This is a genomic window from Streptomyces purpurascens (assembly GCF_045040895.1).
In the GTDB taxonomy this organism is placed as follows: Bacteria; Actinomycetota; Actinomycetes; order Streptomycetales; family Streptomycetaceae; genus Streptomyces; species Streptomyces purpurascens.
This window is the reverse complement of the sequence record NZ_CP108341.1, coordinates 5,162,942-5,175,306: the sequence shown is the minus strand read 5'-3', so window position 1 is coordinate 5,175,306 and position 12,365 is coordinate 5,162,942. Positions and strand designations below refer to the sequence as shown.

The following is a 12,365-nucleotide window of genomic DNA, read 5'->3' as shown; positions in this document are numbered from 1 at the left end:
GCTGAACCCTGCCTGGTCGGCGTCCGTGGGTACGGATGACCCCGGCCGCCGAGAACGACCCTCAAGAGGTCTAAACCAATCGGCGGTCGGCCCTTGTCATCGCACCCCCAGGTCTGATGAGCTGTGGCCTGGGACACAACGGACACCCTGGGAAAGGCAGATGCCGTGAGCAACGAAAGCCTGGCCAACCTGCTGAAGGAAGAGCGCAGGTTCGCACCCCCCGCCGACCTGGCCGCCAACGCCAACGTCACCGCGGAGGCGTATGTACAGGCCAAGGCTGACAGGCTCGGCTTCTGGGCCGAGCAGGCCCGTCGGCTGACCTGGGCCAAGGAGCCCACCGAGACCCTCGACTGGTCGAACCCGCCGTTCGCCAAGTGGTTCAAGGACGGCGAGCTCAATGTCGCCTACAACTGCGTCGACCGGCATGTGGAGGCCGGGCTCGGCGACCGGGTCGCCATCCACTTCGAGGGTGAGCCCGGCGACAGCCGCGCGATCACCTACGCCGAGCTCAAGGACGAGGTCTCCAAGGCCGCCAACGCCCTGCTGGAGCTGGGAGTTCAGGCCGGCGACCGGGTCGCCGTCTACATGCCGATGATCCCCGAGACCGCGATCGCGATGCTGGCGTGCGCCCGGATCGGCGCCGCCCACTCGGTCGTCTTCGGCGGGTTCTCCTCGGACGCGCTCGCCACCCGCATCCAGGACGCCGACGCGCGCGTGGTCATCACCTCCGACGGCGGCTACCGGCGCGGCAAGCCGTCCGCGCTCAAGCCGGCCGTGGACGAGGCGGTCGAGAAGGCGGGCATCGTCGAGCACGTCCTGGTCGTGCGCCGCACGGGCCAGGAGGTCGCCTTCACCGAGGGCCGCGACGTGTGGTGGCACGACGTCGTGGAGCGCCAGAGCGCCGAGCACGCCCCGCAGGCGTTCAACGCCGAGCACCCGCTGTTCATCCTGTACACCTCGGGCACCACGGGTAAGCCGAAGGGCATCCTGCACACCTCCGGCGGCTACCTCACGCAGACCGCCTACACCCACCACGCCGTCTTCGACCTCAAGCCGGAGACCGACGTCTACTGGTGCACCGCCGACGTCGGCTGGGTCACCGGTCACTCGTACATCGTCTACGGCCCGCTCGCCAACGGCGCCACGCAGGTCATGTACGAGGGCACGCCCGACACCCCGCACCAGGGCCGCTTCTGGGAGATCGTGCAGAAGTACGGCGTGACGATCCTCTACACCGCGCCGACCGCGATCCGTACGTTCATGAAGTGGGGCGACGACATCCCCGCCAAGTTCGACCTGTCCAGCCTGCGGGTGCTGGGCTCGGTGGGCGAGCCGATCAACCCCGAGGCGTGGATCTGGTACCGCAAGAACATCGGCGGCGACCGCACCCCGATCGTGGACACCTGGTGGCAGACCGAGACCGGTTCGATGATGATCACCCCGCTGCCGGGCGTGACCGCGACGAAGCCCGGCTCCGCGCAGACGCCGCTGCCCGGCATCGCCGCGACGGTCGTCGACGACGAGGCACGCGAGGTGCCCGACGGCGGTGGCGGCTACCTGGTCCTCACCGAGCCGTGGCCGTCGATGCTGCGCACCATCTGGGGCGACGACCAGCGGTTCATCGACACGTACTGGTCGCGCTTCGAGGGCAAGTACTTCGCCGGTGACGGTGCCAAGAAGGACGACGACGGCGACATCTGGCTGCTCGGCCGGGTCGACGACGTCATGCTCGTCTCGGGGCACAACATCTCCACCACCGAGGTCGAGTCCGCGCTCGTGTCCCACCCGTCGGTCGCCGAGGCGGCCGTGGTCGGCGCGGCGGACGAGACGACCGGGCAGGCGATCGTCGCGTTCGTGATCCTGCGCGGTACGGCCGCCGAGACCGAGGACCTGGTCGCCGAGCTGCGCAACCACGTCGGCAACACCCTCGGCCCGATCGCCAAGCCCAAGCGTGTCCTGCCGGTGGCCGAGCTGCCCAAGACCCGCTCCGGCAAGATCATGCGCCGTCTGCTGCGGGACATCGCGGAGAACCGCCAGCTCGGTGACGTCACCACGCTGACCGACTCCACGGTCATGGACCTCATCCAGTCCAAGCTGCCCGCCGCGCCCAGCGAGGACTGATCAGGACTCAGGCATGACGGAGCACCCGAAGGGCACCCGGCGGACGGCACGCCGGGTGCCCTTTCGGCGTCCGCCCTGAAGATCACCGGAAGGCACCCGGAGATCATCGGATGCGCCCGGCCATGTGATTACCTAAACTAAGAAAAACAACTGCTTCATGGTGCGCCGGGAAGTCTGGTCGGCATGCGTTCAGCCCTGCCCACCGACCGGAGGTCTTCCCCGTGACCGCGCCCCGCTCCACCAGCCCTCGCAAGGTCTTCGGACGGCTCTCGCTGCCCGAGCGCACCTACGTGGCGGACGCGCTGCGCACCGAGACCGTCGGCGGTGTGCTGCTGCTCGCCGCCGCGGTCGCCGCGCTGCTCTGGGCGAACATCCCCGCACTGCGGGACAGCTACGAGAGCGTCGCCCACTTCGAGCTGGGCCCCACCGCTCTCGGTCTCGACCTGTCTCTCGCGCACTGGGCCGCCGACGGGCTGCTGGCGATCTTCTTCTTCGTCGCCGGGATCGAGCTCAAGCGCGAACTCGTCGCGGGCGATCTGCGCGACCCCAAGGCCGCCGCGCTCCCGGTCGTCGCCGCCCTGTGCGGCATGGCCGTACCGGCGCTCGTCTACACCGTCACCAGCGTCACCGGCGGCGGTTCCCTGGCCGGGTGGGCCGTGCCCACCGCCACCGACATCGCCTTCGCGCTGGCCGTGCTCGCGGTCATCGGCACGTCCCTGCCGAGCGCGCTGCGGGCCTTCCTGCTCACGCTGGCCGTCGTCGACGACCTCTTCGCGATCCTGATCATCGCCGTCTTCTTCACCGCCGACCTGAACTTCGCCGCGCTCGGCGGCGCCGCGGTGGGCCTGGGCGTCTTCTGGCTGCTGCTGCGCAAGGGCGTACGCGGCTGGTACGTGTACGTGCCGCTCGCGCTCGTGATCTGGGCGCTGATGTACAACAGCGGCGTCCACGCCACCGTCGCCGGCGTCGCCATGGGCCTGATGCTGCGCTGCCACCGCACGGAGGGCGAGGCCCACTCCCCCGGCGAGCACATCGAGCACCTCGTACGCCCCCTGTCAGCGGGCCTGGTCGTGCCGCTCTTCGCGCTGTTCAGCGCGGGTGTCTCCGTCTCCGGCGGAGCGCTCGCGGACGTGTTCGGCTCGCCGGAGACCCTCGGGGTCGTCCTCGGGCTGGTCGTCGGCAAGGCACTCGGCATCTTCGGCGGGACCTGGCTGACGGCCCGTTTCACCAGGGCGTCGCTCAGCGACGATCTCGCCTGGGGGGACGTGTTCGCGGTGGCGAGCCTCGCCGGCATCGGCTTCACGGTCTCGCTGCTCATCGGCGAACTCGCCTTCGCCGGCGACGAGACGATGACGAACGAGGTCAAGGCCGCCGTGCTGCTGGGCTCGCTCATCGCGGCGACGCTGGCGACCGTCCTGCTGAAGATACGGAACGCCAAGTACCGCCGCCTGTGGGAGGACGAGGAGCGCGACGACGACCTCGACGGCATCCCGGACGTCTACGAGGAGGACGACCCGGCGTACCACCTGCGCCTGGCCGCCCGCTACGAAGCCAAGGCCGCGGAACACCGCCGGATCGCCCAGGAGAAGGCAGCCGCGCGCCACGAGCTTGCCGAAGTACCGGGCGGGGCAGGCGAGGACCACGACGGTCCGGCATGATCTGACGAGACGGTACAAAAAGACGAAGAGGGAGAGACCGCGATGAGCGCACCCGACGGCAGCCCGGTCGGCGCCGAACGCAGCATCGGCCAGCTGTTCGCCTCGGCGACTGCGGAAATGTCGGCGCTGGTGCACGACGAGATCGCGCTGGCGAAGGCGCAGCTCAAACAGGACGTCAAGCGCGGCGCGACCAGCGGCGGCGCCTTCTCCATGGCCGGCGCGGTGCTGCTGTTCTCCCTGCCGATGCTGAACTTCGCGCTGGCGTACGGCATCCGCACCTGGAGCGACTGGAACCTCGCGATCTGCTTCCTGCTGTCCTTCGCGGCGAACGTGCTGGTCGCGGTCGTGCTCGCGCTGATCGGCGTGGTCTTCGCGAAGAAGGCCAAGAAGAGCAAGGGCCCGCAGAAGGTCGCCGCCTCGATGAAGGAGACCGCGGGCGTCCTGCAGAAGGCCAAGCCGCACCCGCGTCCGGAGCTCCCGCAGGACCGGGTCCCCGAGGCCATCGAGGCTGTGGCACGCTCGTCGTCATGACGGACCCCGCCACACCCTCGGCACAACCGGCCTCGGCCGTTCTCCTCGACCTCCCCGGCGGGAGGAAGGTGAGCCACCGGGACGTCGCCGCCAACGGCGCCCGCTTCCACATCGCCGAGCTGGGCGACGGGCCGCTGGTCCTGCTGCTGCACGGCTTCCCGCAGTTCTGGTGGACGTGGCGGCACCAGCTGGTGGCGCTCGCGGACGCGGGCTTCCGGGCCGTCGCCATGGACTTGCGGGGCGTCGGGGGCAGCGACCGTACGCCGCGCGGTTACGACCCCGCCAACCTCGCGCTCGACGTCACCGGCGTCATCCGCTCGCTCGGCGAGCCGGACGCCGCGCTGGTCGGCCACGACCTGGGCGGATACCTCGCGTGGACCGCCGCCGCGATGCGCCCCAAGCTGGTGCGGCGGCTGGCGGTCGCGTCCATGCCGCATCCGCGGCGCTGGCGCTCGGCCATGCTGCGAGACGTCAAGCAGACGCGCGCCGGTTCACACATCTGGGGGTTCCAGCGGCCCTGGATCCCGGAGCGGCAGCTCACCGCCGACGACGGGGCGCTCGTGGCCGAGCTGATCCAGGAGTGGTCCGGGCCGCGCCCGCCGGAGGACGAGGCCCTCGAGACGTACCGCCGCGCCATGTGCATCCCCTCCGCGGCGCACTGCGCGGTCGAGCCGTACCGCTGGATGGTCCGCTCCCTGGCCCGCCCGGACGGCATCCAGTTCAACCGCCGCATGAAGCGGCCCGTGCGCGTGCCCACCCTCCATCTGCACGGCTCGCTCGACCCCGTGATGCGCACGCGCAGCGCGGCAGGGTCCGGCGAGTACGTCGAAGCCCCGTACCGCTGGCGCCTGTTCGACGGTCTCGGCCACTTCCCGCACGAGGAGGACCCGGTCGCGTTCTCCTCGGAGCTCATCAACTGGCTCAAGGATCCCGAACCCGATCGGTGACCGGCTGACCCCGCCCGGTATCCGCACGTGAACGCTTGTCCTTCGAACGGCCAATTGCCTGGCGCATAGGCCAATTGGGCGCCCCGGGAGCGGTTATCGACCATGGGGCGGGGGCAGACGTCGAGGTATGGGCTGGACGCACGACTACAGTGACGCAAGCCGCAATCGCCGCTCGGCGGGCGGTGCGAACCCCCACCAGCGAAGCGGCGCACCGCAGATGGTGACTGCGGATCCCCGGGTCGGGATCCCGCGCATCCTCCGCCGCCGGGCCCGCTGGGTCTCCGTACGTCTGCGCCACACACGCGACTGAGGCGCCACCCGCGCGAGTGACGCCCCGACCACCCCACCGCAGGGCCGCTCCTAGGGCCTGTCGTTTGGATCAGGTCGCAGGGAATCGGCGGCACCTCGTCAGCGCCGGTGAGCGGGGTCTGGTGCGTGCGGCTGCAAGGCGGAGGAGGGAGTCGAAGCGGAGCTTCGGCGACCGACGACAACGCGGCAGATGCGCGTGCCAGACCCCGCGTCTGCGGCGTGATCCGAACGACAGGCCCTAAAGCGCGCAGCTGTCGCTGTCCACCTGCTGGTTGGCGGTGCGCCCCTTGGTGATGTCCTGCTGGATCTCGTCCACGGTCAGCGCGTACCCCGTCTCGGCGTCGTCGAGGGACTTGGCGAAGACCACGCCGTAGACCTTGCCTTCGGGGGTGAGCAGCGGGCCGCCGGAGTTGCCCTGGCGGACGGTCGCGTAGAGGGAGTAGACGTCGCGCCGGACCGTGTCGCGGTGGTAGATGTCCGGGCCGTTGGCCGTGATGCGGCCCCGCACGCGCGCGGCTCGCACGTCGTACGCCCCGTTCTCCGGGAAGCCCGCGACGATCGCGCCGTCCCCGCTGGCCGCGTCCTTGGTGGTGAAGCGCAGCGCGGGCGCCTTGAGGTCCGGCACGTCGAGTACGGCGATGTCGCGCCGCCAGTCGTAGAGGACGACCGTGGCGTCGTACTTCCTGCCCTCGCCGCCTATCTGCACGGTCGGCTCGTCGACACCGCCCACCACGTGCGCGTTGGTCATCACACGGCGGCCGGAGAAGACGAAGCCGGTGCCCTCCAGGACCTTGCCGCAGCTCGGGGCCGTGCCCATGACCTTGACGATGGAGCGCTGGGCGCGGTTCGCCACGGGGCTGGCGGCCAGGGCCGGGTCCGGCGGCTGGACGTCGGTGATGGGCTCGTTCGAGAACGGGCTGAAGACCTGCGGGAAGCCGTTCTGCGCGAGGACGGAGGAGAAGTCGGCGAACCAGGTGGCGGCCTGGTCCGGCAGCGCCTGCGAGACGCCCAGCAGCACCTTGGAGTTGCGGACCTCCTTGCCGAGCGTCGGCAGTGTGGTGCCCGCGAGGGCCGAGCCGATCAGCCAGGCGACCAGGAGCATCGCCACGACGTTGACCAGGGCGCCGCCGGTGGCGTCGAGGGCCCGGGCCGGAGTCCAGGTGATGTGCCGGCGCAGCTTGTTGCCGAGGTGGGTGGTGAGGGCCTGGCCGACGGAGGCGCAGACGATGACGACGACGACCGCGACGACGGCGGCGGTCGTGTTCACCTCCGCGTTGTCCGTGAGCGCGTCCCAGATGACGGGCAGTACGTAGACCGCGACGAGACCGCCGCCGAGGAAGCCGATCACCGACAGGATGCCGACGACGAATCCCTGGCGGTACCCGACGACCGCGAACCACACGGCAGCGACCAGCAACAAGATGTCCAGCACGTTCACGGAGGCCACCCTGTCATGCGCGCCAGTCGAGCGGGACCTGCTTCTCGCGGTCCCAGGGCCGCTCCCAGCCCGCGAAATGCAGCAGCCGGTCGATGATTCCGGCCGTGAAACCCCAGACAAGGGCTGATTCGACCAGAAATGCCGGACCTCGGTGGCCGCTGGGGTGGACGGTGGTGGCGCGGTTGGCGGGATCCGTGAGATCCACCACGGGGACGGTGAAGACCCTGGCGGTCTCGTTCGGATCGACGACCCCGACCGGGCTCGGTTCGCGCCACCAGCCCAGCACCGGGGTGACGACGAAGCCGCTGACCGGGATGTACAGCCTGGGCAGGACGCCGAAGAGCTGGACTCCTGAGGGGTCGAGGCCGGTCTCCTCCTCCGCCTCGCGCAGGGCGGCCCGCAGCGGGCCGTCGCCCCGCGGGTCGCCGTCCTCCGGGTCGAGGGCGCCGCCGGGGAACGAGGGCTGGCCGGCATGCGAGCGCAGGGAGCTCGCGCGCTCCATGAGCAGCAGCTCGGGCCCGAGCTCGCCCTCCCCGAACAGGATCAGCACGGCGGACTGGCGCCCGGCGCCGTCCTCCGGCGGCAGGAAGCGGCTGAGCTGCCGGGGCCTGACCGTCTCCACGGCGTGCACCACCGGGTCCAGCCAGGCGGGCAGGCCCTCCTTGCTCGGCGTCAAAGGCCCGCCCTGTGTGTCGCTCGCACGCGTCATCGCCACCCCCGTCGTCCTGCCGCTTCCAACGCGCGGCGGGTCCGAGATCGTTCCGCGAACGACCGCGATCCCCCGTTCGGGCAGCTCATCCGGCCCCCAGCGGCGGCGCCGGCCGGCCGCCCGCGTCCAGATACGCCTGCGGGGGCCGCAGACGCTGGCCGGGGAAGCCGCCCTTCTCGTACTTGAGCAGCTTCTTCGCCTTCTCCGGGTCCGTCTCGCCCTCGCCGAACGCCGGGCAGAGCGGGGCGATCGGGCAGGCGCCGCAGGCGGGCTTGCGGGCGTGGCAGATACGGCGGCCGTGCCAGATCACGTGGTGCGAGAGGTCCGTCCAGTCGCTCTTGGGGAAGAGCGCGCCGATGGCGGCCTCGATCTTGTCCGGGTCGGTCTCGCCGGTCCACTGCCAGCGGCGCACCAGGCGCTGGAAGTGCGTGTCCACGGTGATGCCGGGCCGCCCGAAGGCGTTGCCGAGCACGACGAACGCGGTCTTGCGGCCGACGCCGGGCAGCTTGACCAGGTCCTCCAGCCGACCCGGGACCTCGCCGCCGAAGTCCTCCACCAGGGCCTTGGACAGCCCTATGACCGACTTCGTCTTGGCCCGGAAGAAGCCGCACGGGCGGAGGATCTCCTCCACCTCCTCCGGGTTGGCGGCGGCCAGGTCCTCGGGGGTGGGGTACTTGGCGAAGAGGGCGGGTGTCGTCTGGTTGACGCGCAGGTCGGTGGTCTGGGCGGACAGGACCGTGGCGACGACCAGTTGGAAGGAGTTGTCGAAGTCCAGCTCAGGGTGGGCGTACGGGTAGACCTCGGCGAGCTCGCGGTTGATACGGCGGGCCCTGCGGACCAGTGCGGTGCGCGACTCGTCACCCGGCGGGTGGACGACGGCCTTTGCAGGGGCGGTGCCCTTGATCCGGGCTGTGGCCTTCTTGGGCGCGACGGTGACCTTCTTGGCGGCAGGCGCCTTCTTCACGGATGCCGCCTTCTTCACAGGTGCTGCCTTCTTCGCAGATGCCTTCTTGCTTGCGGCCCCGGCCTTCTCGTCGGCGGCCGTCTTGGCAGCGCCCTTCTTGGCAGCGCCCTTCTTGGCGGCAGCCTTCTTGGGCGGCGTCGACTTGCCTGAAGGCGCCGCCCTCTCTGTCGCTTTCGCCGTTTTCCTACCGCCATCGGGGCTCTGTTCGCCCACAGCGGAATCGCGACGTACAACCACCCGCGCAGCCCCCTCGGCCTGTGCTCTCACCGGCGATTTGGACACCCGGCCAGCCTAAGGCGTGGCACCGACATCCGCCCCGGGCCCTGAAGATCGGCGTCCAATTGGACCCCTGCCGCGTACCCCGGGACACCTGTGCGGCATCCTTGTGACAGATCACACTGTTTGGACCGTCCGGCAAAATGGGCACCACGGTGCCTTGATACAAGGGGGATCCAGGTCCCCTGAGCAGGTCGACAAGGAGAGAACTCGTGGACGACGTTCTGCGGCGCAACCCGCTCTTCGCGGCGCTCGATGACGAGCAGGCCACGGAGCTCCGCGCCTCCATGAGTGAGGTGACCCTCGCGCGCGGCGACTCGCTGTTCCACGAGGGGGACCCCGGCGACCGCCTGTATGTGGTCACGGAGGGCAAGGTCAAGCTCCACCGCACGTCCCCGGACGGCCGCGAGAACATGCTGGCCGTGGTCGGCCCCGGCGAGCTCATCGGCGAGCTGTCGCTCTTCGACCCGGGCCCGCGTACCGCGACGGCCTCCGCACTGACCGAGGTCAAGCTGCTCGGTCTCGGCCACGGCGACCTCCAGCCCTGGCTGAACGCCCGCCCTGAGGTGGCCACGGCGCTCCTGCGCGCTGTCGCCCGACGGCTGCGCAAGACCAACGACGCGATGTCCGACCTCGTCTTCTCGGACGTCCCGGGCCGGGTCGCCCGCGCCCTGCTGGACCTGTCCCGCCGGTTCGGCGTGCAGTCCGAGGAGGGCATCCACGTCGTCCACGACCTCACGCAGGAGGAGCTGGCCCAGCTGGTCGGCGCGTCCCGCGAGACGGTCAACAAGGCGCTGGCGGACTTCGCCCAGCGCGGCTGGCTGCGCCTGGAGGCCCGTGCGGTGATCCTGCTGGACGTGGAACGCCTCGCCAAGCGCTCGCGCTGACGCGTACGCGCCGTACGTCATCGGGCCCCGTCTCCTCGCGGAGACGGGGCCCGACGTCGTACGCGGGCACGGGTCAGATGAGCCCGTGCTCCTCCAGGTAGTCCAACTGCGCCCGCACCGACAGTTCCGCCGCCGGCCACAGGGAGCGGTCCACGTCCGCGTAGACGTGGGCGACGACCTCGGTGGGGGTGCGGTAGCCGTCCTCGACGGCCGTTTCCACCTGCGCGAGGCGCTTGGCCCGGTGGGCGAGGTAGTACTCGACGACGCCCTGGGCGTCCTCCAGCACCGGTCCGTGGCCCGGCAGCACCGTGTGGACGCCGTCGTCGACCGAGAGGGACCTGAGCCGCCGCAGGGAGTCCAGGTAGTCGCCGAGGCGGCCGTCGGGGTGGGCCACGACCGTCGTACCGCGGCCGAGGATCGTGTCGCCGGTCAGGACGGCCTGGTCCGCCGGGAGGTGGAAGGAGAGGGAGTCGGCGGTGTGGCCGGGAGTCGGTACGACCTTCAGTTCGAGGCCGCCGACGGTGATCACGTCCCCGGCGGCCAGGCCCTCGTCCCCCAGCCGGAGGGCAGGATCGAGCGCACGCACGCGCGTGCCGGTCAGTTCGGCGAACCGCCCGGCGCCCTCGGCGTGGTCGGGGTGGCCATGGGTCAGCAGCGTCAGGGCGACGCGCTTGCCGGCCTGCTCGGCCGTGGCGACGACATGGCGCAGATGTCCGTCGTCGAGCGGGCCCGGGTCGACCACCACGGCCAGGTCCGAGCCGGGCTCGGAGAGGATCCAGGTGTTCGTGCCGTCCAGGGTCATCGCCGACGGGTTGGGGGCCAGGACGTTGACGGCCCGCGCGGTGGCGGGGCCCGTGAGGACACCGCCCCGGGGCTGGCCGGGAAGGGCTGCTGCGTCCGTCATGCGGTGGCTCCACCGGTGGTCGGGATGTGCTTGGTGAACTCGTCGTGGCTCGGCCAGGAGAGCACGATCTCGCCGTCCACGAGGCGGGCGGTGGCCAGCACGGGCGTGAGGTCACGCCCCGGGGCGTCCGCGAGCGCCCGGGCGGCCGTGTCGTACGGCGTCAGCTGGCGCAGGGTCGCGATGGTCGGCGGCATCATCAGCAGCTCGCCCTTGTCGTAGCCGGCCGCCGCCTCGCCCGGGGCGATCCACACCGTACGGTCGGCCTCGGTGGAGACGTTGCGGGTGCGCTGCCCCTCGGGGAGGGCGGCCACGAAGAACCAGGTGTCGTAGCGGCGGGCCTCGAACTCGGGGGTGATCCAGCGGGTCCAGGCGCCGAGCAGATCGGAGCGCAGGACCAGGCCGCGGCGCTCCAGGAACTCCGCGAAGGACAGGTCCCGGGCGACCAGGGCGGCACGGTCCGCCTCCCAGTCGGCCCCGGTGGTGTCGCCGACGACCGAGTCGGGCGCCGGTCCGGCGAGCAGGACGCCCGCCTCCTCGTACGTCTCCCGTACGGCCGCGCAGACGATCGCCTGGGCCGCCGTCTCGTCGACGCCGAGCCGGTCCGCCCACCACGCGCGCGTGGGGCCCGCCCAGCGGACCTGGTGGTCATCGTCCCGGGGGTCGACGCCGCCGCCCGGATACGCGTACGCGCCCCCGGCGAAGGCCATGGAGGCGCGTCTGCGCAGCATGTGGACAGCGGGACCGGTGCCGGTGCCGGTGTCCTTCAGGAGCATGACGGTGGCCGCGCGCTTCGGGGTGACCGGCGTGAGCGTGCCGTCCGCCAGTGCGCGGATGCGGTCCGGCCATTCCGGGGGGTACCACTGACCGTTCGCCATGGTCGCGAGGCTATCCCGTGACGGGCTGATGTTCGAGTGGCCCTCGGGGCCCATGCCGCGCCCGCGGAAGGGGCTCTACGCGAGCTCCGCCTGGATTACGCGAGCTCCACCTGGATCTCGACCTCCACCGGGGCGTCCAAAGGCAGCACCGCCACGCCCACCGCGCTGCGCGCGTGCACGCCCTTGTCGCCGAGGACCGCGCCGAGCAGCTCGCTCGCGCCGTTCAGCACCGCGGGCTGGCCCGTGAAGTCCGAGGCCGAGGCGACGAAGCCGACGACCTTCACCACACGCGCGATGCGGTCCAGGTCACCGGCGACGGACTTGACGGCGGCCAGGGCGTTCAGCGCGCACGTACGCGCCAGCTCCTTGGCCTCCTCCGGGGTGACCTCCGCGCCGACCTTGCCGGTGACCGGAAGCTTGCCGTCCACCATCGGGAGCTGCCCGGCGGTGTAGACGTACGGGCCGGTCTGCACGGCCGGCTGGTACGCGGCCAGCGGCGGGACGACGTCGGGCAGGGTCAGACCGAGCTCGGCCAGCTTCGCCTCGACGGCGCCCATTACTGCTTCTCCCGCTTCAGGTAGGCCACGAGCTGCTCGGGGTTGTTCGGCCCGGGCACGACCTGGACGAGCTCCCAGCCGTCCTCGCCCCAGGTGTCCAGAATCTGCTTCGTGGCATGGACGAGCAGCGGCACGGTTGAGTATTCCCACTTGGTCATGCGGCCGACTCTAGCCCCTGGCGGACAGGGG

The 12,365-nt window shown here is 71.1% G+C and carries 13 protein-coding genes; 6 read left to right on the top strand and 7 right to left on the bottom strand.

From position 1 onward, the window contains the following. Positions 1 to 165: 165 nt before the first annotated feature. From acs to OHU35_RS23580, 5 genes are all read left to right on the top strand, one after another. Complete coding sequence (gene acs / locus OHU35_RS23600) at positions 166 to 2,121, top strand: acetate--CoA ligase (protein ID WP_189725775.1); 1,956 nt, start codon at positions 166 to 168, stop codon at positions 2,119 to 2,121. A 221-nt stretch (positions 2,122 to 2,342) separates the two neighbouring features. Continuing rightward, the gene (gene nhaA / locus OHU35_RS23595; protein WP_189725774.1) at positions 2,343 to 3,779 is read left to right on the top strand and encodes a Na+/H+ antiporter NhaA; all 1,437 of its coding nucleotides are present in this window, start codon (positions 2,343 to 2,345) and stop codon (positions 3,777 to 3,779) included. 42 nt (positions 3,780 to 3,821) lie between these two features. Beyond that, positions 3,822 to 4,310, top strand: a complete 489-nt coding sequence (locus OHU35_RS23590; RefSeq protein ID WP_189725773.1) for a phage holin family protein — start codon at positions 3,822 to 3,824, stop codon at positions 4,308 to 4,310. Next, on the top strand, positions 4,307 to 5,257 hold the full coding sequence (locus tag OHU35_RS23585) for an alpha/beta fold hydrolase (protein WP_189725772.1): 951 nt from the start codon (positions 4,307 to 4,309) through the stop codon (positions 5,255 to 5,257). Before OHU35_RS23590 ends, OHU35_RS23585 begins: the two co-directional genes overlap by 4 nt. 127 nt (positions 5,258 to 5,384) lie before the next feature. Continuing rightward, the gene (locus OHU35_RS23580; protein WP_078506886.1) at positions 5,385 to 5,567 is read left to right on the top strand and encodes a hypothetical protein; all 183 of its coding nucleotides are present in this window, start codon (positions 5,385 to 5,387) and stop codon (positions 5,565 to 5,567) included. A gap of 237 nt (positions 5,568 to 5,804) precedes the next feature. On the opposite strand, the gene OHU35_RS23575 is transcribed toward OHU35_RS23580, so the two are convergent. From OHU35_RS23575 to nth, 3 genes are all read right to left on the bottom strand, one after another. Next, positions 5,805 to 7,004: a MarP family serine protease gene (locus OHU35_RS23575; protein WP_189725771.1), complete on the bottom strand. Its 1,200-nt coding sequence runs from the start codon at positions 7,002 to 7,004 to the stop codon at positions 5,805 to 5,807. Between the two features lie 13 nt (positions 7,005 to 7,017). Next, entirely contained in the window at positions 7,018 to 7,713 is a 696-nt protein-coding gene (locus OHU35_RS23570) for a CoA pyrophosphatase (RefSeq protein WP_189725770.1), read from the bottom strand. Between the two features lie 85 nt (positions 7,714 to 7,798). After that, positions 7,799 to 8,890, bottom strand: coding sequence for an endonuclease III (gene nth / locus OHU35_RS23565; RefSeq protein WP_405506748.1), 1,092 nt, complete (start codon positions 8,888 to 8,890; stop codon positions 7,799 to 7,801). Positions 8,891 to 9,165: 275 nt separating this feature from the next. Between nth and OHU35_RS23560 the strand changes: the two genes are divergently transcribed. Next, positions 9,166 to 9,840, top strand: a complete 675-nt coding sequence (locus tag OHU35_RS23560) for a Crp/Fnr family transcriptional regulator (RefSeq protein WP_184594584.1) — start codon at positions 9,166 to 9,168, stop codon at positions 9,838 to 9,840. Between the two features lie 73 nt (positions 9,841 to 9,913). On the opposite strand, the gene OHU35_RS23555 is transcribed toward OHU35_RS23560, so the two are convergent. From OHU35_RS23555 to OHU35_RS23540, 4 genes are all read right to left on the bottom strand, one after another. Beyond that, positions 9,914 to 10,744 (bottom strand): MBL fold metallo-hydrolase, encoded by an 831-nt coding sequence (locus OHU35_RS23555; protein WP_359890610.1) that lies wholly within the window; start codon positions 10,742 to 10,744, stop codon positions 9,914 to 9,916. Beyond that, on the bottom strand, positions 10,741 to 11,619 hold the full coding sequence (locus tag OHU35_RS23550; protein ID WP_405506746.1) for an NUDIX hydrolase: 879 nt from the start codon (positions 11,617 to 11,619) through the stop codon (positions 10,741 to 10,743). Before OHU35_RS23550 ends, OHU35_RS23555 begins: the two co-directional genes overlap by 4 nt. Before the next feature lie 95 nt (positions 11,620 to 11,714). Further along, on the bottom strand, positions 11,715 to 12,176 hold the full coding sequence (locus OHU35_RS23545) for a RidA family protein (RefSeq protein WP_189725766.1): 462 nt from the start codon (positions 12,174 to 12,176) through the stop codon (positions 11,715 to 11,717). Beyond that, a complete protein-coding gene (locus OHU35_RS23540; protein WP_097218487.1) occupies positions 12,176 to 12,334 on the bottom strand; it encodes a DUF4177 domain-containing protein in 159 nt (52 codons plus the stop codon). The genes OHU35_RS23545 and OHU35_RS23540 overlap by 1 nt, the downstream gene beginning before the upstream one ends. Between the last annotated feature and the right edge of the window lie 31 nt (positions 12,335 to 12,365).